The sequence below is a fragment of the Marinobacter sp. ES-1 genome, from assembly GCF_000475255.1.
GTDB classification, from domain to species: domain Bacteria; phylum Pseudomonadota; class Gammaproteobacteria; order Pseudomonadales; family Oleiphilaceae; genus Marinobacter; species Marinobacter vinifirmus.
The window spans coordinates 67,798-92,350 of the sequence record NZ_AXBV01000030.1; the positions used below are offsets into that span (position 1 = coordinate 67,798).

Genomic DNA, 24,553 nt, shown 5'->3' on the forward strand with positions numbered 1-24,553 from the left:
TTCTCTTTTATCGCTGGTAGTTTAAGGCAATCAACATGAACCCGCGCACCGAGCGCATACTGATTATCGATGCCGACGAACAGGCTCGAAACGATTTGTCACGCTACCTTGAAGCGAGGGGTTTCTACGTGACCGGGTATTCCGATATCCAGTCCGCCCGCGGCTTGTTCGAAGATAAACTCCCGGACGTCATCTTTGCAGACCTGCCCGCCGACGCCATCCGTGATCTCACCACCCGGCTGGCGGACTCGGAAAGCTTTATTCCGGTGGTTACCTGCACGGCCAGTAACTCCAGTACCGATGTTATCCAGGCGCTGCGGGCCGGTGCCGCCGATGTGGTGCTCAAGCCCTGCAACGACGACAAAGGCGCACTGGATGATGTGATCGGCAAACTGTTCGACCGGGTGCGGGTTAACCGATTGAACCAGTTGTACCGACAGGAGCTGGAAGAAACCAACCGGGAGCTGCGTAGCGGTATTGCGGAGCTGAGGGCAGACCAGAACGCCGGGCGCAAAGTCCAGCTGCGAATGCTTCCGGACCACGATTTGCAGATTTCCGGGCTGCAGGTCGACCACAAGATCAAACCCTCGCTCTACCTGAGCGGCGATTTCCTCGATTATTTCCGCATCTCCGAAGACAAGGTGCTGGTATACATCGCCGATGTTTCCGGCCACGGCGCCAGCTCTGCCTTTGTCACTGTCTTGCTGAAAAACCTGACCAATCGTTTGCAGCGCAACCTCAAACGGCAGTCCAGCGACGACATCCTTCACCCGGAGCGCTTTCTCGAGCGGATCAACTCGGAACTGCTCGATACCGGCCTGGGTAAACACGTAACCGTGTTTGTGGGGATAATTTCCATATCTGAACGTATACTGAGTTATGCGGTGGGTGCACATTTTCCGATGCCGATCTTGTCGTTTGAAGACGGCGAAACCCGGTTTCTGGAAGGTAATGGCCTGCCGGTGGGGTTATTCGAAGATCCCGAGTGGGAGGTGTATCAGGTTCATCTGGACCGGCCGTTCAGGTTGTTGATGTTTTCAGACGGCATTCTGGAGGTAATTGCTCCGAAATCGCTGGATGAAAAGGAACGAACACTACTTGAACTCGTGTCTGGAGGTAGTCACACTATCGCATCGCTGAGTGAGGCTCTGGGATTGGATACCATTTCCGAGTTGCCCGACGATATCGCGATAGTTTCGGTAACTGATGCCCTTGACGGGCCAGATAACACGTCGTCGACGTAGTGGCAGTGTGAAAAATGGCTGGTTATAAGATCCTGCAAGCAGAAAAGCAGGGAATTTACGTCCTGAAGTTTATTGGGGAAATCCGGCTGAACCTGTGTTCGACGCTGGACAATCTGGTTGAGACCATCACGGGTAACCCGCAGTTCAAAACGGTAATTATCGATCTGACAGAGACCGAAATTATCGACAGCACCACCCTCGGGCTGCTGGCCAAGATTGCCCTGGCCGCCCGAAAGCAGAGCCGCTTCCTGCCGACTCTGATCTCGACCAACCCCGATATTACCCGCATTATTACCTCAATGGGTTTCGACAAGATCTTTATCATTGTGCGCGAGCCCGCTTCCCGGATAGAAGAACTCGAAGAAATTCCCGTACTCAAGGCCAGCGAGCAGCAGGTGAGAGACAAGGTTCTGGACGCCCATAAAATCCTGATGGGTATGAACAGCAAGAACAGGGAAGAATTCAAGAATCTGGTGCGTGCCCTCGAGTGTGAAGAAACCGGCTAGGTTTCAGCACGCCACGGGTGCGCTGCCCGTACGCAATAAAACGGAAATGATATGCCTGAAAACACCACTCCCCCGAAAGACGGGGCGAAGTCTTACGACGTTGCAGTGCTGGGTGGCGGTAGCTTTGGTACCGCCATGGCCAAGGTTCTTGGCGAAAACGGCCACACCGTCCATTTCTGGATGCGCGATGAAGCCCAGGCGGAGGAAGTTCGCCGTACCCGTGTGAACAAGCGCTACATGCCGGATGTCACCATTGAAGGCGACGTGCAGCCCACCACAGACCTGGCCGAAGCAGTTGCCAGGGCCGAAGTGGTATTGGTCGCTATCCCTTCCAAGGCGTTCCGCTCTGTGATCCGCGAGAATGCCGACGCATTCTGGGAAGGGCAGATTGTAGTCAGCCTGACCAAGGGTATTGAAGAACACGGCTTCAAGCTGATGAGCGAAATCCTGATGGAGGAGCTTCCACGCTGTCGCTCCGGTGTGCTCAGCGGCCCGAACCTGGCGGCCGAGATCGTCAATCGTGAGCTGACCGCCACGGTCATTGCCGCCAAGGATCCGGAAGTTCGCCGCACGGTGCAGGATCTGCTGGGGTGCGAGTATTTCCGGGTATACGCCAACGTAGACGTGTATGGCGTAGAGCTGGCCGGCGCCCTCAAGAACATTTACGCCATTGTGGCCGGCCTGGCCTCGGCGCTGGAGATGGGTGAAAACGCCCGGGCCATGCTGATTACCCGAGGGCTGGCGGAAATGAGCCGCTTTGCCGTAAGCCTTGGGGCCAACCCGATGACCTTTATGGGGCTGGCGGGTGTTGGCGACCTGATTGCCACCTGTACATCGAACAAAAGCCGGAACTACCGGATTGGTTATGCGGTGGGCAAGGGCAAGCAACTGGACGAAGCGGTGAAAGAGCTGGGCCAGGTAGCCGAGGGCATCTACACCCTGAAACTGGTGCGGGAGAAATCGGAATCCATCGGCATTTACATGCCGCTGGTGCGGGGGCTTTACGAGATTCTGTACAACGGTGCTTCGATCAACGCGGTCATCAGCAGCCTGATGATGGCGGTACAGAACTCTGACGTAGAATTTATTCTGCCCCGGACTATCACCCAGTAAAGGCTTCTGCGAACGAGGAGCGCTTATGCAACTGATCATCATGCGCCATGGCGAAGCCGGCTGGCACAGCCTGGACCAGGAACGGGAGCTCACCGATGTGGGTCGGCACGGGGCTGCAGCCGTGGCCGCGGCAATCGGCAAATCCTCCTGGCGCCCGGACCGGATCTGGTGCAGCCCCTACACCAGGGCCCGGCAAACCGCAGCGATTGTCTCTGAAGTGCTGAATTGCCCGGTAGACGAAAAGCCGTTCATTACCCCGGACGATGATCCTGGGCTTTGCCTTGACGCTTTACTGGAAACCGATATTTCCCGTTTGATGCTGGTGTCCCACATGCCCCTGGTGGGCAGCCTGTCTACCTTGCTGGTGGACGGCCATCGCAAGGGCATTCCCTTTATGACCGCCCAGGCCGTGGTGCTGGATATGCCGGTGGTGGGCCCGGGCTGCGCTGACTTGAAAGAGCAGTTTCTGCCCTGATCTTTACCCTGTCATTCCATTTCTCAAGTTTCGAGACGCCATGTACAGCTTTCCGATCGAGTATATCGAACCCGTGTTCCGCCCGCCGAGCGAGGCAAAGTCCCTGATCCTGCCGGTGACCAACGGCTGCTCCTGGAACCAGTGTACTTTTTGCGAAATGTACACCCAGCCCCAGAAGAAATTCCGGGCCAGGAAGCCTGAGGACATTCGGGCCGATATCGCAAAGGCTGCCGAGGCCTTCGGTGACGTCCGCCGGGTGTTTCTGGCCGATGGCGATGCCATGGTGCTGCCAACCCGCCGGTTGCTGGAAGTCCTGAGCGACCTGAAAGCCGCCTTTCCGGGCATCCAGCGTGTTTCAAGCTACTGCCTGCCACGGAACCTGGCGAAGAAATCTGTTGAAGACCTGGTGCAGTTGCGCGAAGCCGGGCTTGGCATCCTGTACGTGGGCATGGAATCCGGCGACGACGAAGTATTGAAACGCATCAATAAAGGTGAGAGCTGGGAATCCACCCGTTCCGCCCTGACCAAGATTCGCGAGGCAGGCCTGACCAGCTCTGTGATGGTGCTTAACGGCCTGGGTGGTGAAACCCTGTCGCGCCAGCATGCCATCAACACCGCCACCCTGTGCAACGAAACCCAGCCGGATTACCTGTCGACACTGATTGTCAGCTTTCCCCAGGGCGAAGAGCGTTTCCGGGAGGGTTTTGGTGATGATTTCGTACCCCTGAGCCAGCAAGGTTTATTTGAGGAAATCCGCCTGTTCCTCGAGCACCTGGAACTGGAGAAAACCATTTTCCGCAGTGACCATGCCTCCAACTACCTGGTGCTCAAGGGCACCCTGGGCCGGGACAAGCAGCGAATGCTGGAGCAGGTCAACCTGGCCATCAGCAATCCCGGTGCGGCGGCGCTGCGCCCCGAGTGGATGCGCGGACTGTAAACGGAGTAGATCACTATGACCCGAAAGCCTGATGAACTGGCCTCAGCTGTTGAACAGAATGCCGGTGGCAAGGCCTTGCCACCGCTAGACCAATGGAACCCGGGGCTGCTGGGGGATATGGACCTGCTGATCACCCGGGACGGCTCCTGGCTGTTCGAGGGCAAACCCATCGGCCGGGAAGCGATCGTGCGACTGTTTTCCACGATTTTGAGAAAAGAGCAGGACGGCGCCTACTACCTGGTCACCCCGGTTGAGAAGTGGCGGATTGCGGTAGAAGACACGCCGCTGCTGGCCCACTCGGCAGAGGCCACGGGAGAGGGTGATAGCCAGGTGATTTCGGTGACCACCAATATGGGCGAAACCCTGGAAATCGGCCCGGACCATCCGCTTGAGGTGGGGGCCTATCCCGACAGCGACGAGCCCCGGCCAGTTGTCGCCGTCAGGCACGGCGTGGAAGCACGGTTGGTGACCAATGCCTTTTACCAGTTGGCAGAGTTTGTTGAAGAGCAAACGGTAAACGGCGAAACCGTGCTGGGAGTTTTTAGCCATGGAAAATTCTGGAAAATCGGGCAGGGCGGTTGAAAAGCCCCTGACCACCCCAATGAATGAGGTAGAAAACGCAGTCTGTCACTTGTTAAACTGTCTTTTCTTACTTGTTATCGAGCCTGGCTCTCTAACGAGGCCCGGTGGTCGTTAGTCCCTCTGTGCAGTATGGCTGTTCAAGATTACTTTCGATTACCTACATCTTAAATACACAGTCATTGCGACACGCAAGGAGATCACATGGCCCAACCTCGTGTTGTCACCATCCATTACACGCTCACTAACGACCAGGGAGAGCAACTCGATTCCTCCCGCGTAGAAGGCCGTGAGCCGCTGTCTTACCTGGAAGGTGCACAGAACATTATCGGTGGACTGGAAAACGCACTGAACGAAAAGGCCGCTGGTGACCAGGTTAAAGTCTCTGTAGCTCCTGCTGAAGGCTACGGCGAAGTTAACGAAGAACTGATCCAGCCGGTTCCGCGTTCTGCCTTCGAAGGCGTCGACACCATCGAGCCGGGCATGCAGTTCCAGGCCCAGACTCCGGGCGGCCCCCAGGTTGTTCGCGTTGTTGAAGTCAGTGACGAGACCGTCACCATCGACGCCAACCACCCGCTGGCTGGCCAGACTCTGCACTTCGACGTAGAAGTGGTAGAAGCTCGCGAAGCAACCGACGAAGAGCAAGAGCACGGCCACGTGCACTGATCTCTTCCGAAAGGTTGATCAAAGAACGGCTCCTGCGGGGGCCGTTTTTTTTGGTTTTTTGCCACGAAATCCACGAAAAAACACGAAAAAAGACACAAAAAAGCCGGAGACGAGCTCCGGCATTTTCTGGTCAGTACACCCGCTTACATATTCGGGTAGTTGGGACCACCACCGCCTTCCGGCGTTACCCAGGTGATGTTCTGGGCAGGGTCCTTGATGTCACAGGTCTTGCAGTGAACACAGTTCTGGGCGTTGATCTGGAACTTCTTGCCGCTGCCATCTTCCGCTTCAACCACTTCGTACACGCCGGCCGGGCAGTAGCGCTGGGCGGGCTCGTCGAACTTGGGCAGGTTCTCCTTCAGAGGAATGTCCGGATCGGTCAGCTTCAGGTGAACCGGCTGGTCTTCCTCGTGGTTGGTGTTGGAGATAAACACCGAGGACAGGCGGTCGAAAGTCAGCTTGTTATCGGGCTTCGGATAGGTGACCTTCTTGCACTCGGATGCCGGCTTCATGGTGGCGTAGTCCGGGGTAGTATCGCGGAACGTGATCGGCAGGCTGCCACGCAGAATGTTCTGCTCGAAGAAGGCAATGGCGCCACCTACGATGTTACCGAACTTGTGCATGGCCGGGCCGAAGTTACGCTCGGCGTACAGCTCTTTGTACAACCAGCTGTCTTCAAAGCGCTTCTGGAAGCTGGTGATCTCTTCGCCAGACTTACCTTCTTTCAGAGCTTCGAACACCGCTTCGGCGCCCAGCAGGCCAGATTTCATGGCAGTGTGGGAGCCCTTGATTTTGGAACTGTTCAGGGTGCCGGCATCGCAACCCAGCAGCAAGCCGCCCGGGAAGCTCATTTTCGGCAGAGCATTGTAGCCGCCCTTGGCGATGGCGCGGGCGCCGTAAGCAACACGCTTGCCGCCTTCCAGGTACTTCTTCACCTCAGGGTGGTGCTTCAGACGCTGGAATTCCTCAAACGGGCTCAGGTGCGGGTTGCTGTAGGACAGATCGGTGATCAGGCCAACATAAACCTGGCCGTTTTCCAGGTGATACAAGAAAGAACCGCCGGTAGAGCCAGACTCATTCAGCGGCCAGCCAGTGGTATGAACCACCAGGCCCGGCTCGTGTTTGGCCGGGTCAATGTCCCACAGTTCTTTGATGCCGATGCCGTAGTGCTGAGGGTCTTTGCCTTCATCCAGCTTGAAATCGCTGATCAGGCGCTTGCCCAGATGGCCGCGGCAGCCTTCGGTGAACAGGGTGTACTTGGCGCGCAGCTCCATACCCGGCATGTAGCCATCTTTCTGGGAGCCGTCACGGGCCACGCCCATGTCGCCGGTGATGATACCTTTAACCTGGCCATCTTCAATGATGGTCTCAGAGGCGGCAAAGCCCGGGTAAACCTCTACGCCCAGCTGCTCGGCCTGTTCGGCCAGCCAGCGGCACAGGTTGCCCAGACTGATAATGTAGTTGCCGTGGTTGTGCATGTTCTTGGGCACAAAGGCATTGGGAACCTTGGTAGCTTTTTCCTGGTTCTTGAGCAGGAAAATGTCGTCCCGGGTAACCGGCGTATTCAGGGGAGCGCCTTTTTCTTTCCAGTCCGGGAAGAGTTCATTCAGGGCAGTAGGCTCGAATACGGTACCTGCGAGGATGTGCGCCCCGATTTCAGAACCCTTTTCTACTACACAGACAGTCAGTTCTTCGCCAGCTTCCTGCGCCAGTTGCATGACGCGGCAGGCTGCAGACAGGCCAGCAGGGCCGCCGCCGACGATCAGAACATCAAATTCCATCGATTCGCGTTCCACGTTGGTCTCCTCAAACAGCTTTTAATGAATGTTATTAACCCGAAGGATAGCGCATTTCAAGAATCAAACAAACGTTTGTTTGAAATCTGCCCTTACCTTTGGCATTGTACGTATACACCGAAATATCGTGTGTTTTGAGTCGATTTTTAGTATCGTCTCATTGTCAGGTCGGGTCAACCCGGTCCTTTGACTGTGAAGACTCATTAAACCCATCGTAGAAGAACGAGGAATCTATGAAGGTTCTGGTCGCTGTAAAACGAGTTATCGACTACAACGTGAAGGTGCGTGTCAAGCCGGACAACACCGGCGTTGATCTCGCCAACGTCAAGATGGCAATGAACCCGTTCTGCGAAATCGCAGTTGAAGAAGCGGTTCGTCTGAAGGAAAAGGGCGTTGCCAGTGAAATCGTGGTTGTATCCATTGGCCCGAAGGCTTCCCAGGAGCAGATTCGTACTGCACTGGCGCTGGGTGCTGACCGTGGTATCCACATCGAGACTGACGAAGAAGTACAGTCCCTGGAAGCGGCCAAGCTGCTGAAGGCGGTTGTCGAGAAAGAAGAGCCCAAGCTGGTTATTCTGGGCAAACAGTCCATCGATTCCGACAACAACCAGACTGGCCAGATGCTGGCCGCTCTGACTGGCATGGGCCAGGGCACTTTCGCTTCCGAAGTGGTTGTTGACGGTGAAAAGGTTAACGTAACACGCGAAGTAGACGGCGGTCTGATGACAGTTGCCCTGAACCTGCCGGCGGTTGTTACCACTGACCTGCGTCTGAACGAGCCGCGTTACGCTTCTCTGCCGAACATCATGAAGGCCAAGAAGAAGCCGCTGGACGCCATGAGCCCCGCCGATCTGGGTGTCGAAATCGCCCCGCGCCTGACCACCCTGAAGGTCGAAGCCCCGGCTGCACGCCAGGCTGGTATCAAGGTGGCAGACGTAGCTGAGCTGGTGGATAAACTGAAGAACGAAGCGAAGGTGATCTAAATGAGCATCCTGGTAATTGCTGAACACGACAACAGCAGCCTGAAGCAGGCTACTCTGAACGTTGTAGCGGCTGCCAAGGCCATCGGTGGCGACATCGACGTGCTGGTTGCCGGTGAGAACGTAGGCGCCGTCGCTGAAGCCGCTGCCAAGGCAGAAAGCGTGAACAAGGTACTGGTTGCAGACAACGCCGCGTACGGTCATTTCCTGGGTGAGAACCTGGGTGACCTGGTTGCTGAAGTGGGTAAGGGCTACAGCCACATCCTGACTTCTGCCGGTACCACCGGTAAAGACTTCATGCCGCGCGTTGCTGCGCTGCTGGACGTTGCCCAGGTATCCGACATTATCCGCGTTGAGTCTGACGACACCTTCGTTCGCCCGATCTACGCCGGTAACGCCATCGCGACCGTAAAGGCCAGCGACAGCATCAAGGTTATCACTGTACGTCCGACCGCGTTCGACCCGGTTGCCGCTGAAGGCGGTTCTGCTTCTGTAGAACAGCTGGACGTTGTAAAAGACGCCGGCCTGTCTTCTTTCGTAGGCGAAGAGCTGGCCAAGTCTGACCGTCCGGACCTGGCTTCTGCCGGTATCGTAATCTCCGGTGGTCGTGGCATGCAGAACGGCGACAATTTCAAGATGCTGGAGCAGGTTGCTGATCTGATGGGTGCCGCTGTTGGTGCATCCCGTGCCGCAGTTGACGCCGGCTTCGTACCGAACGACATGCAGGTTGGTCAGACCGGTAAGATCGTTGCTCCGCAGCTTTACGTTGCGGTGGGTATCTCCGGTGCCATCCAGCACCTGGCAGGTATGTCTGACTCCAAGGTGATCGTTGCGATCAACAAGGACGAAGAAGCGCCGATCTTCCAGGTTGCTGATTACGGCCTGGTAGCAGATCTGTTTGAAGCAGTTCCGCAGTTCGAAGAAGAGCTGAAGAAAGTTCTGTAACTTTCAGATCTCTTTAGCAAAAAAGGCACCTCAGGGTGCCTTTTTTGTTTTTGAAACAATGCGTTTTTCGGCTTTACCGATAATCAGGGTATCCGCGAGGATATGCAGGGCCCGGTTGGTGGTACGGACCGCCTTGTACACCTGCTCGGTTTTTTCGTGATGGGTTTGCTGGACCTTCCTGGTACTGTTGCGAAACTCTTCATCGCTGGAAAACATGTCGATCAGGCCAAACGTGGTGTTGGCGATGGCCTTGTGCACTTTCTCGACCGCCATGGCGCCGCCAGAGACCGTATCCTCCAGCAATTTCGCACGGTTACGGACTTCCAGCAGCTCCATACGGCTTTTCTGGACGGCACTGCGGGCACTGATGCGGTGGGTGTTAAGAATCCTCAGATCACGGCGGTTATCGCCGGATACACGAAAACCGGCAAACAGGCAGCCGGCGGTGGCGGCAAGGCTCAGGGCAACAAGAATCTGGGCGATCATGGCCGAGGCTCCTCAGCGGTATTCAATGTGCATTTCGACATCGATATCACGCTCTTCGAGTTCCACTTCGAGTTCTTTCATGACTTCCTGATAGACCATTTTCCGGGTCATTACCGGTAAGCGATCGGCAAGCAGCCGGCCGGTCCGGGATTCCCGCTTGGCCAGGGAAATCGGGTCCAGCACCCGAAGGGTCAGTATCAATTCCGGATCCTGGCTGGTCTCTGGGATACCTTCGTTCTCCAGCATCTGGGCGATCATCTTCTTCTGCTCGAGGAATTGCCAGAGCAGCAGGGCGCTGAACACCAGAAGAATCAGGCTGGTGAGTGCAAGCAACGTGTTCAAAGGGCACCTCCCGGGTGTCTTGTGTGCATGTACAGAGTGTGCCCCAGTCTGCATGACAAACGATTGGCCGGGAGGACGCCCCGGACAGCGTAAACAGGAAAGTAGAACCTGTGTTCAAACCTGTTACCATCGTAACCCAACACCCGTTTGAATAAGGATAAATAATGACCAACACCACACAGGCAGAGTTTGATCTGGTCGTATTTGGCGCCACCAGCTTTGTGGGCCAGATTCTTTCCCGGTATCTGATGGAGACTTACGGCACCGGTGGTGAAGTCCGTTGGGCCATTGCCGGCCGTTCCGAGAGCAAACTGGCCAGCCTGAAGGCTGAGCTGGGGGATAACGCCTCTGCATTGCCGGTTATTCTGGCAGATGCCTCTGACGACGACGCCCTTGCCGCCATGTGCCGACAGACCCGGGTGATTATTTCTACCGTTGGCCCCTATGCGCTGTATGGCGAGCCGCTGGTGAAGGCCTGCGTATCCACCGGCACCGATTACTGCGACCTGACCGGCGAAGTTCAGTGGATTCGCCGGATGATAGAGCGTTATGAAGACCAGGCCAGGCAGACCGGAGCCCGGATTGTTCATTGTTGCGGTTTTGACTCGATTCCTTCCGATATGGGCGTCTGGTTCCTGCAGCAGAAGTCCGAAGAGACCTTCGGCCAGCCCTGTCGCGATGTGCGTATGCGGGTAAAAGTGGCCAAGGGCGGGCTGTCCGGCGGTACTGTGGCCTCCATGATCAACGTGGCGAAAGAGGCCGGGGCAGATCCGAAGCTCCGGAAAGAGCTGGCCAACCCGTTCTCCATCTGCCCGCCGGACCACCGTTCCAGCACGCGCCAGCCGAGCCTCAAAACAGCGGAATTCGATAAAACCTTCAATGCCTGGCTGGCCCCGTTCGTGATGGGTGCCATCAATACCCGGGTGGTTCATCGCTCCAACGCCCTGCAACAAGCCCGCTACGGCAAGGAATTCACCTACGACGAAGCCATCATGACCGGCAAGGGCACCAAGGGGCGCCTGACGGCCTATGGCATTGTGGCCGCCCTGGGTGCCTTCTTTACCGCTTCGGCCATCAAGCCAACTCGTTGGGTGGTGGAAAAACTGGTGCCCAAGCCGGGTGAGGGGCCAAGCCCGGAATCACAGGAAAAAGGCTTCTACGACATCCGCTTTGTCGGACGTACAGAAGATGGCAAGACCCTGATCACCAAGGTGACGGGCGACCGGGATCCGGGCTACGGCTCCACCGGCAAGATGCTGGGTGAATCCGGTATGTGCCTGGCCTTTGATGTGAAAGACGAAGTGCCTGGTGGTTTCTGGACTCCGGCCTCTGCGCTTAACGGCAAGTTGCTCGAGCGCCTGACTGCCAAGGCGGGGCTGACTTTCGAGCTGCTCGAAACCCGCTGAGCCGCTAGTTCAAATGCAGAATGTGGCCGGATGGCAGCAATGCCTCCGGCCCGTGGCCCAATGAAATCACTGCGCGCCCGTCCAGCCACTGATCAATCCGGGGGGCTATGCGGCCCCGGGTATCGGCATCCACGCCGGTAAAGGGTTCATCCAGAATCACCAGCGGTGCATTACTCATCAGTACCCGGGCCAATACCAGCCGCCGGGCTTCACCGCCCGACAAGCGGCTGCCGCCGTTCCCTAGCCAGGTATCCAGGCCGGCAACCTCACGGCTGAAGCGCTCGGCCAATTCCACCAGCTCCAGTACATGCCAGAGTTCGCCGTCTGTTGCTTCTGGATTACCCAGCAACAGGTTGGCTTTGACAGTGTCGTCGAACACAACCGTGGTCTGAGTCAGGTAGGTGCAGGGCAGGGACTCCAGAGAACCTGCAACGGGAGCTATCAAACCGGCAAAGGTATCTGCCAGGGATGATTTGCCGCTGCCAGACACCCCCACTACGCCCAGGCGATCTCCGGGTTCAACCGCTACCGAGAAGTGGGTGATAACCGGAGACTGCCCCGGGTGGCCAACGGCCAGGTCGCTCGCGGTCAGCGCGCTTTCTTTTCCGCCCTGTCCGGCCGGCTTCTTCAGGAAGCCGGGCTGTTCATCTGCGGGTTGTACATCTTCATTGAGGCGCCTGGCGGCTGCCAGTGTTGCACCAAACTTTCCAAAGGCTTCAGGCAGCATGCCGTAAACTTCTCCCAGACCAAGCAGGGCGATGGGCAGCAGCACCAGAACCGGCCCGGATACGAGATCCTGTTGAAACAAGCCAAAGCCGGCCCACAGGGCAATTACCGCCGACAGGTTTACCAGCAACACCGTTACCGAGAGGTGCCAGCCCACCCTGGCATCGACCTCCGCCTGGCTTTGGGAAAGCGCAAAGGCGTGGCGCATCAGCCGGCCCGAATGTTTGCCCGCACGGCCGGCGGCGGTGAGTTCTGCGAAGCCTTCGAGGTGTTCAATCACCTGGCCGCGAAGTTGTTCCTGCCGTTGGTTTAACTGTCCGGAGAGCGCCCGGGTGCGCACATACAGCCCCCAGGTGGCGATACCGAAGGCTGTTGCCAGAATACCCAGCAGTATCAGCGCAATGGTGCCGCTGAACAGCAGCCAGGCCAGGCCGACAATCATCAGGGTAACCAGCGCCGCCAGTGCGGTAGGGGCAATCAGGCGCAGGTACAGGGTGTCCAGGGCGTCTACATCGGCAGTCAGGCGGGACAACCACTGGGCTCCGGTTTTATCGCCTCGCTGGCGTTTGCCCGCCTGCGCCAGCCGATTGAACAGCGCTACACGAATATCGGTAAGCAGGCTCAGCACCGTATTGTGGTTGTAAAGCCGCTCCAGGTATCGGGAAACCGTTCTGGACACCGCAAAGAATCGAATCCCGCTGCCGGGCACATAAAGGTTGATGTACGCGTGAACGCCCGCCGCAAACAGCAAGCCCACCAGGGCGGTTTCGGTCAGGAACCATCCGGACAGGGCCAGCAAGGCAATGCCGGATATCAGTGTTGCCAGCAGCAGGGCACCGCCCGCCACCAGCCGACCCCGGCGGCGAAGAATCAGCTGTAACCAGGGCCTGAGTTCACGCATTGCGCACCTCTGCGCCGGAGACGATCAGAACCCGGTCGGCCAGTGCCAGCAGCGCCTGGTGATGAGTAGAGAAAATCACGGTCTTGCCGGCTTCGGAAAGCTTGTGCAGGGCTTCCAGCACACAGATTTCGCTGGTGGCGTCCAGGCCGGCGGTCGGCTCATCCAGCAGAACCAGCTCATGATCCGCCAGAAAAATGCGGGCGAGACTGAGCCGTCGGGCCTGGCCGCCGGACAAGCCCTGGGCATCTTCGCCGATACGGCTGTTGATGCCCTGTTCCCGGCTGTCGAGCAACTCGGCAAGGCCGACCATGCGCAGGGCATTCTCAATGGCTATATCCGATGCGTCAGGGCTGGTCAGCCTCAGATTGTCCGCCCAGGAACCTTGAATCCAGAAGCCTTTCTGGCCCAGCCAGCCGAAAGGGGATGAGCCTGCAGATTGTCCGAACACCGATATTGTTCCGGCATTGGGGCGAATAAACCCGGCTAACAGGTGCAGTAACGACGACTTCCCGCCACCGGACGGCCCTGTGAGCGCGATCACTTCACCGCGCTTTACCTGCATGTCCAACTGACCAAACACTGGAGGGCTATCGGAATAGCGCAGGGATACGCCGCCCAGGGCGATCGTGTCCTCCGCAGCGGCAGTTTCGGTTTGTACCTGGACATTTCCGGCGCCGGAGACCGGTTCCTGAAGCCGGGCAAGAATCTCTGCTCCGGCGCCCAGGGCGGCGGCCCGGTCGTGATAATGCTGGGACAACGTCCGTAATGGCTGAAAGAACTCCGGTGCCAGCAGCAGGATCAGCAGGCCGGAGAACAGGGTGAGCTGATCGCTGGGGCCAAAGGTGATGTAGCCCAGCAACCCGAAACCGATGTAGATGGCGATGACGGCAATGGCGACGGAGGAAAAAAATTCGAGTACCGCCGACGACAGAAACGCCACCTTCAGGGTTTTCATGGTGATACGCCGGTACTGATCCGAGCGTTGATACAGGGTATCGCTGGCCTGGGCGGTCTGGCCGAACAGTTGCAGGGTCGTCAGGCCCCGAACCTTGTCCAGAAACTGCCCGGACAGCCGGCTGATGGTCTCGAAGTGCTGCTGGTTCACTTTTTCTGCACCCATACCCACAAGGGCCATGAACAGAGGGATCAGGGGCGCGGATAACAACAGAAAGATGCCGGCCAGCCAGTCGAGCCAGAACACCAGCGCAAGAATCATCAGGGGGATAACGGTGGCCAGGATCATCTGGGGCAGGAACCTGGCGAAATAACCGTGCAAGGCTTCCACGTGGTCCAGCCATTCCCGGGCCAGGGAAGCGGCAGAGGCTTCCGACAGAGCTACGGGGCCGGCAGCTTGCCAGTGGTCATTCAGTTGGCGACGGGCATGCCGGCGTACCTGTTCGCTGCAGCGCGCCGCAAAGCGTGTTTGCAGGCCCTGGCAAACTGCCCGCACAACGAGCATGCCCACCAAAACCAGAAACCAGGGGGTGAGGGCAGAGACCGGCTCACCGGCAATTACCCCCTGATAAACCAGCCAGGCCAGTAACACCATCTGCACGATGGTGGCCAGCCCGGCCAGGGTACCGGCGACTACTGTGGCGTTTATCCAGCGCTGGCTGGTTCGGGCAAGCCCGGCCAGCCAGCCTTTGACATCAGCCTGGGCCGGTTCTGCCACTCAGTGATACCCTTCGCCGGCCCGCACCTTGCCGCGGAATACCCAGTACGTCCAGGCGGTGTATACCAGCACAATGGGAATTACGAACAGCAGGCCCAGCAGCAGGAACAGCTGGGATTCATAGGCAGACGCTGCATCCCACAGGGTGTAGTTGGGCGGCACCATATAGGGCCAGCGGCTGACCACAAGCCCCAGATAGGTGGTGATGAACAGCCCCATTGTAGCCACGAAGGGCATGCCTTCGAAGCGGTTGCGCACGGAGCGCCAGATCTGGAAGGCGCACAGCAGCGTCAGGGCCGGAAGGATCCAGATGATGCCGATGTGGTCAAACCAGCGTTCACGCACCATGTCGTCCACAAACGGTGTCCACACGCTGATAATGGCGAAGATGGCCAGCACGGCGAACAGCAGCGGCGTTGTTACCCGGTAAGCCCAGTCCTGCAGGCGGCCTTCGGTTTTCAGGATCAGCCAGGTGGAGCCGAGCAGGGCATAGCCTGCCAGAGTGCCGAGGCCGGTCAATACAGTGAACGGGGTAAGCCAGTCCAGCGCGCCACCCACATACACGCCATCAACCGTGTTGAAACCCTGGATATAGGCACCAACCACCGCCCCCTGGGCGAAGGTGGCGACGGTGGAACCGCCGGCAAACGACCAGTTCCACAGGTAGCGGGACGTGCGCGCCTTGAACCGGAATTCGAACGCCACACCCCGGAAAATAAGCCCGGCCAGCAGCAGGAACACGCCAATGTAGAGCGCAGGCAGGAAGATGGTGTACACCATCGGGAAGGCGGCCAGCAGCCCGGCACCGCCCAGTACCAGCCAGGTTTCGTTGCCGTCCCAAACCGGTGCCACCGAGTTCATCATGGTGTCGCGGTCTTCTTCAGAGGGGGCGAAGGGAAAGAGAATGCCCACGCCCAGGTCGAAGCCGTCCATCAGCACATACATGATGATGCCGAAGCCGATAATAAACGCCCAGATGAGGGCCAGATCAAACAGTTCCATCAGGATTGCCCTCCTTCGTTAACGGGTTTTGCGTGGTTAACCGAACCCTTGCCGGATTCGATCTCGAACGGAACATGGGCCGCCGAGAGCGGGCGGGCAGGGCGATCGGCTTCATGGTCGGTATCGTCTTCATCGCCTTCCAGGCCAACAAACAGCACCCGCATCAGGTAGTAAACACCGGCAGAGAACACCGCTGCGTATACCACGATGTAACCGATCAGGGTGAACAGCGCCATGCCTCCGGTCAGCGAGGGTGTTACCGAATCAGCCTGGTTCATAATGCCGTATACAAGCCAGGGAGCCCGGCCAACTTCGGTTACGAACCAGCCGGTCAATACCGCAAAGAAGGGGGCAATGCTCATGGCACGCAACCCCTGCAGGAACCAGCGGGCCTTGTAGTAGCGGCCGCCGGCCCGAAGCACCAGCCCGGTTACCGCGAACAGGATCATCAGCATGCCCAGGCCAACCATCACCCGGAACGACCAGAACACAATCGCCACCGGAGGCTGCTCTTCTCTGGGAACATCCTTCAGGCCAGGTACCACACCATCCCACTCGTGGGTGAGAATCATGCTGGCCAGGCTGGGAATGCCGATTTCAAAATGGTTGGTTTGTGCTTCCTGGTCCGGAATGGCGAACAGCAACAGCGGCACATTGGAAGAGGTTTCCCAGTTGCCCTCCATCGCAGCCACTTTCGCAGGCTGGTGTTCCAGTGTGTTCAGGCCATGGAAGTCACCGACCACCAACTGGGCCGGGGCAATAAACAGCAGCAGCCACAGGCACATGGACAGCGCCTTGCGGTTGGCTTCTACCTCCCGGCCCTTGAGCAGGTACCAGGCACTCACACCGGTCACCACAAAGCTGCCGGTCAGGAATGAAGCCAGCCCCATGTGCATGAAGCGGTAGGGGAATGACGGGTTGAAGATGGCTTCGCTCCATGACACCACATGGAACACGCCGTCACGCAACTCGGTGCCCGCAGGAGTTTGCATCCAGCTGTTGGCCGACAGTATCCAGAACGAGGAAATGAACGTACCGGTGGCAACCATAATGGCCGCAAACAGGTGAACGCCCGCAGGAACCTTGTTGCGCCCGAACAGCAGAACCCCGAGGAACGCCGCTTCCAGGAAGAAGGCCGTGATAACCTCATAGCTCAGAATCGGGCCAAGGAAGTTGGCAGAAGCCTGGGAGAAGTTACTCCAGTTGGTACCGAACTGGAACGACATCACGATCCCGGAGACCACCCCCATCCCGAAGACAACGGCGAAGACCTTTGTCCAGAATCCGGAAAGCTTCGTCCATACCGGGTTACGGGTTTTGAAGGCAAGGCCTTCCAGAACGGCTATATAAGATGCAAGCCCGATGGTAAATACCGGGAAAATGGCGTGAAATGACACGACAAACGCGAACTGGATTCGCGATAGGATGAGGGGATCTAGTTCCACAGGAACCTCCGGTAACTTTCACAAATCACAACAGACAGGTGCTAACCCGCCCGGCCGCTGCCTTAGGCGATTTTGTTATGTTGTTATTACCGGCAGTTAATTATGATGCTACGGGAATTGTAGCAGAAAGAAATAGGGCAGTTTGTCGCACCCTTGATATAAAACAATGACGGTGAACCTATGAGCTTCTACGAAGACCGGATTCTTCCCCACATTATCGACAAGGCCTGCTCCATGGGCCAGGTAATGAAACTGCGCAGCCAACTTGTGCCAAGGGCTCGCGGCCGTGTGCTGGAAGTGGGAATGGGCTCGGGTATTAACCTGGAATTCTATAACCAGGACCAGGTGGAAATGGTGTACGGGCTGGAGCCATCGGAAGGCATGCGGCGCAAAGCCTTGTCGAACCTGGGCCGGTCACCGGTGCGGGTTGAATGGCTGGATCTGCCCGGTGAGAAGATTCCGCTGCAGGACAATTCGGTTGATACCGTTCTGCTTACCTTCACCCTGTGCACCATTCCGGACTGGCACACGGCCTTGCTGCAGATGAAGCGGGTACTCAAGCCCGGTGGCGACCTGCTGTTCCTGGAACACGGAGAAGCCCCACACGACACCACGCGCAAATGGCAGCACCGGATAACACCAAGCTGGCGAAAGCTGGCCGGCGGCTGTCACCTGAACCGGCACATTGCGGAATTGATTGAACACGCCGGCTTTGAGATCCAGGAGCTGGAGAATCTGTATATGCCCAATGCACCGAAAATTGCCGGTTATATCTACAAGGGCCGGGCAACCAAGCCCGAATAATCTGAGTCCCTGCCGGAAATTGCTTAATTACTGAGCGATTCTGAAAGCGGAATTGCGTTAGCCATCCGGGCCTTATACAATTCCGGCCTTCAGTTTTCCCCCGATGCTCCGGTGGTGAAATTGGTAGACACAAGAGACTTAAAATCTCTCGACCGTAAGGTCGTGCCGGTTCGATTCCGGCCCGGAGCACCATCCTGATTTCCCCGGCCCTTCAGCCGAAAATGTTTGCCGCATCCTCACCAAAGCAGGCAACCCGGTTCCGGCCTTGATCCTTCGCCTCATACAACGCCAGGTCTGCGCTGCGCATGAGTGTGGAGCCGGAAACATTGTCCACGTTTACACTACTGGCAACACCGACACTCACGGTGACGACATCGCTCACTGGAGAGTCTGCGTGGGGCAGTTTCAGGCCTGCGATGGCTTTACGGAGTTCTTCGGCACAGGTTCTGGCTTGTTCCAACCCTGTTTCGGGCATCAGCACACTGAATTCCTCACCGCCGGTGCGGGCAACCAGAAAGCCATGGGGCTTGACGGTTTGCTCCATGCACTCCGCAACGCTGGCGAGACACCTGTCACCTTCCGGATGGCCATAGCGGTCGTTATAAAGTTTGAAATGGTCGATATCCAGCATCAACACGGAGGTCGGCTTTTCCGGTTCATCCGACAGGCTTTGCTGCAAGCTGGCATCGAACAGTCGGCGATTGGCCAGGCCTGTCAGCGGATCGTGCTGGGACAGGTCCAGCAACATTTTTGACTGTTCCCGCTGCTGGCTGATCAACCTCTGGGCATGGCGAGCGAGGGTGCCGAACTCGTCTTTCCGCTGCAACAGGCTGCCTGGTACGTCTGCCAGGTTCTCGCGCTGGGCAAGGGAATTCTCGCCCTGTTTCCCGGTAACAAAGCGGGTGAACTGGCCCAGTGGCTTCAGTACCAGACCATACAGCAGTGCCAGTACCACCCCGATCACAACGGCCAGCAAAACGGCCGTCCAGGCGAGTGAATAGCGAAAAATTCGCGACGCCCTTTTTACGCGGTCTCTCGGAGTTTCAGTACTCAACACCAGCTCGGGCCCACGGGAATGGGTTAACAGGGGCTTGCCGGCATGCAGCAGGTCTGGCTCTCGCTGAAGAGCCATTTTCCGTTCCGTATCGGCCGGGGCTGGACGTGTGGAAATCTGCACCGATAGCCCGGTCTGATCCTCGAGCAAATCCGTCAGCCGTTCGTCAATCAGCCGAAGCTTGATAAGCCAGCCCCGGGATGGGCCTGTCCTGTCGGTTTGAAGTATGGGTGCTATCGCAGCGCGTGCAGGCCACGGGGAGGCAAGGTTCAGTGGCAGCCCCGTTGCTTCTACCTCGCCCAGAAACGGTTGAACCTCGGCGATGAGCGGTGCCGCCCAGCTGCAGTCGCCCGTTGCCGAGGTGCAGGTGACGTAGGTGTTCGTGCCCGGATCAATGCCGGCAATCCACATTGGTTGCTGGTCTTCACTGATGAAGATCATGGCCTGATCGTGCAGGTCTTCGAACATCTCCCGGCTGAAGTTACTGGTGGCGTAGTCGCTGTTTGCATCCTGGATGAACTGGTAAGTGTCATCCCAGTGCGCCCAGTCCCGGGTTTGGGCGGTCAACGCATTGTGGTTCTGCTCCAGCGAATTTTCGATGCGCGCGAGTTCCTGGCCGGCTTGCTGGTTCTCGGCTTTCATGAGTACCGGCTGGAATACAACTCTTTCGATCAGAAGCAGGGCGATCATGGCCAGTACAAGAAGGCCCGCCAGAAACAGAACAAACCTGGAGGCCAGTGAGTGGCGGACTTGCTTCATACTGCGTTTACCTGTTCGATGTTTTAACAAGCTTCTGGCTTGCTTGTTTTAAGCATTCATCGTACCGGTCGGGGTTGCCTGCGAATACTCGGTAATAGCCGCAAATTGCAACTATTTGTATACGCCCAAAGTCTGTTCGACAGGCTGGCAGCTGTTGGCAATACTGGGGTGATAGCCATCAAGGAGTTCTGAATTATGTCCGCCGCGCAAGAACGCCCAGTGCGAGTCCGTACAGAAAATGGTATTACCACGCTGACCCTGAACCAGCCGGAACGCCGCAACAGCCTGTCTATGGCCATGCTGGAAGGGTTGTCTTCAGCCCTTGAGAAAATCGCCCGGGATGACAGCAGCCGGGTAGTGGTGCTGGCTTCCGCCGGCCATGTGTTTTGCGCCGGCCACGACCTGCGGGAGATGCGGGATAAATTCGACAGCCACGAATTTCAGCTGGCCCTGTTCCAGCAGTGCAGCAAGGTGATGCAGCAGGTTGTGAACCTGCCGAAGCCGGTGATCGCCCGGGTAGCCGGTGTGGCAACAGCGGCAGGGTGCCAGCTGGTGGCCAGCTGTGACCTGGCGGTAGCGGAGCGGGGCAGTCGGTTTGCCACGCCGGGTGTGAACATCGGGCTGTTCTGCTCCACGCCGATGGTGGCGCTGTCGCGCAATGTTTCCCGCAAACATGCTATGGAAATGTTGTTAACCGGCGAAATGATTGATGCGGATACCGCAGAGCATATCGGGCTGGTGAACCGCGTAGTGGAACCGGAAGCCCTGGATGAGACCGTCTACAACATGGCCGCAACCATTGCCGGTAAATCTGGCCACACCCTGAAGATCGGTAAAGAGGCGTTCTATCGCCAGCTGGAAATGCCCCTGGCCGATGCCTACGATTACACCGCCAGGGTGATGGCCACCAATATGACAGCTGAAGATGCACAGGAAGGTATTTCAGCGTTCCTGGATAAGCGGGATCCGAACTGGCAGCACAAATAGCCGGAGTTGTTTCAGGGCTTGCAGGCACCGTTGGCTGGCCATACCAGCCGGTCACCGGTGCCAATGCCGCGTTCATGGAAGTAGCCGGCATTCATTTCCACCGCACTCAGGAAGGGCTTGCCGGCCGGATAAGCCGGGCAGTCGCTGCTGCGGGAGGATGCACAGGGGTGCATTTGTCGCAGGCTTACTATCTCGCCCTGTGCACCTAGATAGGCGATGTCGAGGGGGATCAGGGTCTGGTACATCCAGAATCCGTGGTCGGCCGGTCGCAGCTGTTGGTACTCGAACAGCATGCCGGCGTTGTCCTGCAGGTGTTCCCGGCCCATCAGGCCCCGGCGCCGCTGCTCCGGTTCACTGGCCACTTCAAGCATGACCGGGTAGGAGCGATCAGCGGTTACAAAACAGGCCTCAATCACCGGCAAGGGTTGTTCGTCCCGGGCGTCTGCCGCGCCGCAGGCGGCCAGCGCCACCAGGGCGCAGGTTGCCAGCAATACACGAAACATCACGAACGCAGCCGGTATCCGGTTTTGAAGATCCACCAGACGGTGGTCATGCACATGGCCAGGAATACCAGGGTCATGGCAACGCTGATGCCCACGTGCACATCAGATACGCCATAGAAAGCCCAGCGGAAGCCGCTGATCAAATACACCACCGGATTGAACAGGCTGATGGTCTGCCAGACCTGGGGCAGCATATCGATGGAATAGAAGGTGCCGCCAAGGAACACCAGCGGGGTTACGATCATCATGGGCACGATCTGTAACTTCTCGAAACCGTCGGCCCAGATGCCGATGATGAACCCGAACAGGCTGAAGGTCACCGCAGTCAGCACCAGGAAGGCCAGCATCGACACGGGATGCAGTACCGAGTAGTCGACAAACAGCCGTGCGGTCGCCAGGATAATCAGCCCCAGAATAACCGCCTTGGTGGCCGCAGCACCAACGTAGCCCAGAACGATCTCGGCATAGGACACAGGGGCAGACAGCACTTCATAGATGGTGCCGGAAAACTTTGGCATATAGATGCCGAAAGAGGCGTTGGAGATGCTCTGCATCAGCAGGGACAGCATCAGCAGCCCCGGGATGATGTAGGCGCCGTAGTCGATGCCGTCGATATCGCCCATGCGGGAGCCGATGGCAGAACCGAATACCACGAAGTACAGGCAGGTTGAGATCACCGGCGACAGCACGCTTTGCATGATGGTCCGCTTCATGCGCGCCATTTCGAACTTGTAGATGGCTTTTACACCGTAAAGATTCATTCTGCTCTCTCCGTTCGGGCGGCTTATTCGTGAACCAGGCCCACAAAAATCTCTTCCAGGGAGCTTTCCCGGGTTTGCAGGTCCCGGTACTCGATGCCCAGATCCCCAAGGGTCCGAAGTAAGCGGGCGACGCCGGCTTGCTGTTGCTGGGAGTCAAAGGTGTAGATCAGCTCGTAGCCGTCTTCCGAAAGCTCGACGGGCTCCAGGGTGAGTTCGCCTGGCACCCTGTCGAGTTTGTGCTGCAGCTGCAGGCGCAGTTCTTTTTTACCCAGCTTGGACATCAGGGTGTCCTTGTCTTCAACCAGGATAATCTGGCCCTGGCGAATCACCCCGATGCGGTCCGCCATTTCCTCGGCTTCTTCGATGTAATGGGTGGTCAGGATTATGGTGGTGCCGTTCTCGCGGAGTTTCCGGACCATCTCCCACATGTCGCGGCGAAGCTCTACATCCACGCCCGCGGTGGGCTCGTCCAGAAACAGAATGCGAGGCTCGTGGGACAGGGCCTTGGCAATCATCACCCGGCGTTTCATGCCGCCAGACAGCGACATGATGCGGTTGTTGCGCTTATCCCACAGGGAGAGGTCTTTCAGTACCTTCTCTATGTGGGCCGGTTTCGGGGCCTTGCCGAACAGGCCGCGGCTGAACGACACCGCATCCCATACGGTTTCAAAGGAATCGGTATTCAACTCCTGGGGTACCAGGCCGATGGCTTCGCGGGCCTTGCGGTAGTTTTTAACGATATCGTGGCCGGCAGCGGTTACTTCGCCGTTGCTCTTGTTCACTATCCCGCAGATGATGGAAATCATCGTGGTTTTGCCCGCACCATTGGGGCCAAGCAGGGCGAAGATCTCTCCCGGGTAGATTTCCAGGTTAACGTCTTTCAGGGCCTGAAAGCCGTCTTCGTAGATCTTGTTCAGGTGCTTTACGGAGATGTCCGGTTGCACAGCGGTATCCTGTTTCTTGGGTGATTCAAGCCAGAAAGCCGGGCATTTTCTCATGCTGGCCGCGGTTTAGAAACCTTTGCCATGTCGGCATTTATGCCCATAATGCCCCCTTCAAAAAGGGGATGAGAGGCTGCTGATATGATACGAGCCATCGTAACAGGGGGTTTACTGATTGCTGCGGTAGCGATACTGGCATTTGCTCCTGACTACCTGAACGAAGCCAGCAACGAGGAGAAGAAGCCACCTTGCGACCTGCTTGCAGGCCCTTGCAGCTGGCAAACGGATCAAGGCCAGTGGCAGGTCAAGCTGACCCCCGGCCCGGAAGGAGACCAGGGCGTGGAGTACCAGCTTCAGGTGACCGTGCCGGAAGCGCCAGATCGGTTTCTGGCGGTACTAAGGGGCGAAAACATGTACATGGGCGAGTACCCGGTGCCACTGGTACGGGAGGAATCGCTTGAATACCGGGCCAGGTTTACCGCGCCGTTCTGTACCACTGGCAGTGAAATGATCTGGAGAATCGATTTTCAGGATGGCCAGGATTTAATCGAAAATGTGCCGTCAACACTGGTCTTTCGTGCGGAGAAGTAGTTAAATTCCTGGAAAATACAACAATCTCCAGGGAAATGTGATGGATTACGGGGAAAGTGTTCAAAAGGTTCTGCTCAGAAAGATTCTCAAGGCAGAACAGGATTTGCTTCAGCTGAAACTCGATTACTGCCGTTTTGTCTTCGGTCTCACCCACCGGGCGCGTGTGAACGCAGGCGGGAAATCATGGCTGGTACGGTCTGTGGATGTCGACTCCATGCAGCACACTGACGACGGCGGGTTTACCCGGCCAGTGATCGCCGGAGTGCCCGCAGAGGACGAAACCGGCACCACAGCGATTAACCTTGGACGTAATTGGGAAGTTGAAGCCGTCAGATAAACGCGTTGCTGGTGGCTGCGTCGTAAAGGCTGGAGGGTGCCGGTACATACTGATGTTGCTGCCAGTGTTCAGCACCTTCAAGGCCGGCCCGGTAGCAAGCCAGTAACACGGAACTGGAGGTGAGGGTGCTGATAGCCTGCAATGCTTCCGGTTGGCGAATGCCTGTTTTACGGCTGACAATGCGTGCCACCATGACTGCCAGGGCATCGGAATGGCGCACCGGTTGGCGGCTCAGTGCACAACCGGCCCCATACAACCAGGCGGCTGCGTACATCCGCACCGCCTCTGGCGCCTCGGCCAGCAAAAGCCCCTTATCCCGACAATCCCGCTCCTGGAGCCCAGCCAGAATGTGCAGCTGGGTGCGCAGTTCGGTGCCATGGGCGGAGGCAATTTTCACCCGCTTGCCGGTACGCGCCGTGCGCGTTGCCACCGGGCCGGATATTTCCGGTTCCGCTATACCACCTGCCAGTTGAAGTGCTTCTCCCCGGGACAGGGCAACCATCCGGATTGCCAGAATGCCGACCAGAGCCAGCAAGCCGAGTTCAGTAACTGTGACCAGTCCGTTGACCATGAAGGGTATCTTGCCTCGCATTCC

The 24,553-nt window shown here is 57.7% G+C and carries 26 protein-coding genes and 1 tRNA gene; 15 read left to right on the forward strand and 12 right to left on the reverse strand.

All coding sequences use genetic code 11. From position 1 onward, the window contains the following. The first annotated feature begins 35 nt into the window (after positions 1-35). The 7 genes from Q668_RS03475 (at position 36) to Q668_RS03505 (ending at position 5,520) form a co-directional block, all read left to right on the forward strand. Positions 36-1,244 carry a PP2C family protein-serine/threonine phosphatase gene (locus tag Q668_RS03475; RefSeq protein ID WP_022988213.1) on the forward strand — a complete coding sequence of 403 codons (1,209 nt, stop codon included), beginning with the start codon at positions 36-38 and terminating at the stop codon, positions 1,242-1,244. Positions 1,245-1,258: 14 nt separating this feature from the next. Then, positions 1,259-1,750 carry an STAS domain-containing protein gene (locus Q668_RS03480; protein WP_022988214.1) on the forward strand — a complete coding sequence of 164 codons (492 nt, stop codon included), beginning with the start codon at positions 1,259-1,261 and terminating at the stop codon, positions 1,748-1,750. Positions 1,751-1,801: 51 nt separating this feature from the next. After that, complete coding sequence (locus Q668_RS03485) at positions 1,802-2,863, forward strand: NAD(P)H-dependent glycerol-3-phosphate dehydrogenase (RefSeq protein WP_022988215.1); 1,062 nt, start codon at positions 1,802-1,804, stop codon at positions 2,861-2,863. A gap of 25 nt (positions 2,864-2,888) precedes the next feature. Next, positions 2,889-3,338 carry a phosphohistidine phosphatase SixA gene (gene sixA / locus Q668_RS03490; protein WP_022988216.1) on the forward strand — a complete coding sequence of 150 codons (450 nt, stop codon included), beginning with the start codon at positions 2,889-2,891 and terminating at the stop codon, positions 3,336-3,338. A 40-nt stretch (positions 3,339-3,378) separates the two neighbouring features. Next, positions 3,379-4,275, forward strand: coding sequence for a radical SAM protein (locus tag Q668_RS03495; protein WP_022988217.1), 897 nt, complete (start codon positions 3,379-3,381; stop codon positions 4,273-4,275). Between the two features lie 15 nt (positions 4,276-4,290). Further along, on the forward strand, positions 4,291-4,857 hold the full coding sequence (locus tag Q668_RS03500) for a DUF1285 domain-containing protein (RefSeq protein ID WP_022988218.1): 567 nt from the start codon (positions 4,291-4,293) through the stop codon (positions 4,855-4,857). Between the two features lie 201 nt (positions 4,858-5,058). Beyond that, on the forward strand, positions 5,059-5,520 hold the full coding sequence (locus tag Q668_RS03505) for an FKBP-type peptidyl-prolyl cis-trans isomerase (protein ID WP_022988219.1): 462 nt from the start codon (positions 5,059-5,061) through the stop codon (positions 5,518-5,520). Positions 5,521-5,663: 143 nt separating this feature from the next. On the opposite strand, the gene Q668_RS03510 is transcribed toward Q668_RS03505, so the two are convergent. Next, complete coding sequence (locus Q668_RS03510) at positions 5,664-7,316, reverse strand: electron transfer flavoprotein-ubiquinone oxidoreductase (RefSeq protein ID WP_022988220.1); 1,653 nt, start codon at positions 7,314-7,316, stop codon at positions 5,664-5,666. Positions 7,317-7,549: 233 nt separating this feature from the next. Here Q668_RS03510 and Q668_RS03515 point away from each other — a divergent pair, with 233 nt between their 5' ends. Both Q668_RS03515 and Q668_RS03520 read left to right on the forward strand, forming a co-directional pair. Next, a complete protein-coding gene (locus Q668_RS03515) occupies positions 7,550-8,299 on the forward strand; it encodes an electron transfer flavoprotein subunit beta/FixA family protein (RefSeq protein WP_022988221.1) in 750 nt (249 codons plus the stop codon). Beyond that, positions 8,300-9,241, forward strand: a complete 942-nt coding sequence (locus tag Q668_RS03520; RefSeq protein WP_022988222.1) for an electron transfer flavoprotein subunit alpha/FixB family protein — start codon at positions 8,300-8,302, stop codon at positions 9,239-9,241. Between the two features lie 30 nt (positions 9,242-9,271). Here the strand turns inward: Q668_RS03520 and Q668_RS03525 are convergent, their stop codons facing one another. Beyond that, on the reverse strand, positions 9,272-9,727 hold the full coding sequence (locus tag Q668_RS03525; protein WP_022988223.1) for a hypothetical protein: 456 nt from the start codon (positions 9,725-9,727) through the stop codon (positions 9,272-9,274). A gap of 12 nt (positions 9,728-9,739) precedes the next feature. Next, positions 9,740-10,069: a hypothetical protein gene (locus tag Q668_RS03530; RefSeq protein WP_022988224.1), complete on the reverse strand. Its 330-nt coding sequence runs from the start codon at positions 10,067-10,069 to the stop codon at positions 9,740-9,742. Positions 10,070-10,233: 164 nt separating this feature from the next. Here Q668_RS03530 and Q668_RS03535 point away from each other — a divergent pair, with 164 nt between their 5' ends. Then, positions 10,234-11,475, forward strand: coding sequence for a saccharopine dehydrogenase family protein (locus Q668_RS03535; RefSeq protein WP_022988225.1), 1,242 nt, complete (start codon positions 10,234-10,236; stop codon positions 11,473-11,475). A gap of 4 nt (positions 11,476-11,479) precedes the next feature. Here Q668_RS03535 and cydC read toward each other — a convergent pair whose 3' ends face one another. The 4 genes from cydC to Q668_RS03555 are packed head-to-tail and all read right to left on the reverse strand — an operon-like array spanning position 11,480 to position 17,221. Next, positions 11,480-13,102, reverse strand: a complete 1,623-nt coding sequence (gene cydC / locus Q668_RS03540; protein ID WP_022988226.1) for a thiol reductant ABC exporter subunit CydC — start codon at positions 13,100-13,102, stop codon at positions 11,480-11,482. Beyond that, entirely contained in the window at positions 13,095-14,774 is a 1,680-nt protein-coding gene (gene cydD / locus Q668_RS03545) for a thiol reductant ABC exporter subunit CydD (RefSeq protein ID WP_022988227.1), read from the reverse strand. The genes cydC and cydD overlap by 8 nt, the downstream gene beginning before the upstream one ends. Then, the gene (cydB, locus tag Q668_RS03550) at positions 14,775-15,776 is read right to left on the reverse strand and encodes a cytochrome d ubiquinol oxidase subunit II (protein WP_022988228.1); all 1,002 of its coding nucleotides are present in this window, start codon (positions 15,774-15,776) and stop codon (positions 14,775-14,777) included. After that, complete coding sequence (locus Q668_RS03555) at positions 15,776-17,221, reverse strand: cytochrome ubiquinol oxidase subunit I (RefSeq protein WP_022988229.1); 1,446 nt, start codon at positions 17,219-17,221, stop codon at positions 15,776-15,778. The genes cydB and Q668_RS03555 overlap by 1 nt, the downstream gene beginning before the upstream one ends. Positions 17,222-17,401: 180 nt before the next feature. On the opposite strand from Q668_RS03555, the gene Q668_RS03560 reads away from it, so the two are divergent. Both Q668_RS03560 and Q668_RS03565 read left to right on the forward strand, forming a co-directional pair. After that, positions 17,402-18,025: a class I SAM-dependent methyltransferase gene (locus Q668_RS03560; RefSeq protein ID WP_022988230.1), complete on the forward strand. Its 624-nt coding sequence runs from the start codon at positions 17,402-17,404 to the stop codon at positions 18,023-18,025. 105 nt (positions 18,026-18,130) lie between these two features. After that, positions 18,131-18,217, forward strand: a tRNA-Leu gene (locus Q668_RS03565). A 19-nt stretch (positions 18,218-18,236) separates the two neighbouring features. Here the strand turns inward: Q668_RS03565 and Q668_RS03570 are convergent. After that, positions 18,237-19,838 (reverse strand): diguanylate cyclase domain-containing protein, encoded by a 1,602-nt coding sequence (locus tag Q668_RS03570; protein ID WP_022988231.1) that lies wholly within the window; start codon positions 19,836-19,838, stop codon positions 18,237-18,239. A gap of 195 nt (positions 19,839-20,033) precedes the next feature. On the opposite strand from Q668_RS03570, the gene Q668_RS03575 reads away from it, so the two are divergent. Further along, positions 20,034-20,825: an enoyl-CoA hydratase gene (locus Q668_RS03575; RefSeq protein WP_022988232.1), complete on the forward strand. Its 792-nt coding sequence runs from the start codon at positions 20,034-20,036 to the stop codon at positions 20,823-20,825. 11 nt (positions 20,826-20,836) lie between these two features. Here Q668_RS03575 and Q668_RS03580 read toward each other — a convergent pair whose 3' ends face one another. From Q668_RS03580 to Q668_RS03590, 3 genes are read right to left on the reverse strand one after another with little or no spacing between them, the layout of a single operon-like run. Further along, positions 20,837-21,328, reverse strand: coding sequence for a DUF192 domain-containing protein (locus tag Q668_RS03580; protein ID WP_022988233.1), 492 nt, complete (start codon positions 21,326-21,328; stop codon positions 20,837-20,839). Next, on the reverse strand, positions 21,328-22,089 hold the full coding sequence (locus Q668_RS03585; protein ID WP_022988234.1) for an ABC transporter permease: 762 nt from the start codon (positions 22,087-22,089) through the stop codon (positions 21,328-21,330). Before Q668_RS03585 ends, Q668_RS03580 begins: the two co-directional genes overlap by 1 nt. A gap of 23 nt (positions 22,090-22,112) precedes the next feature. Next, positions 22,113-23,033 (reverse strand): ABC transporter ATP-binding protein, encoded by a 921-nt coding sequence (locus Q668_RS03590; RefSeq protein ID WP_022988235.1) that lies wholly within the window; start codon positions 23,031-23,033, stop codon positions 22,113-22,115. A gap of 138 nt (positions 23,034-23,171) precedes the next feature. Here Q668_RS03590 and Q668_RS03595 point away from each other — a divergent pair, with 138 nt between their 5' ends. Both Q668_RS03595 and Q668_RS03600 read left to right on the forward strand, forming a co-directional pair. After that, the gene (locus Q668_RS03595; protein WP_022988236.1) at positions 23,172-23,621 is read left to right on the forward strand and encodes a hypothetical protein; all 450 of its coding nucleotides are present in this window, start codon (positions 23,172-23,174) and stop codon (positions 23,619-23,621) included. 40 nt (positions 23,622-23,661) lie between these two features. Then, entirely contained in the window at positions 23,662-23,958 is a 297-nt protein-coding gene (locus tag Q668_RS03600) for a hypothetical protein (protein ID WP_022988237.1), read from the forward strand. Here Q668_RS03600 and Q668_RS03605 read toward each other — a convergent pair. Then, positions 23,951-24,529 carry a hypothetical protein gene (locus Q668_RS03605; RefSeq protein ID WP_022988238.1) on the reverse strand — a complete coding sequence of 193 codons (579 nt, stop codon included), beginning with the start codon at positions 24,527-24,529 and terminating at the stop codon, positions 23,951-23,953. The two genes, Q668_RS03600 and Q668_RS03605, sit on opposite strands and share 8 nt — an antisense overlap. Positions 24,530-24,553: the final 24 nt, after the last annotated feature.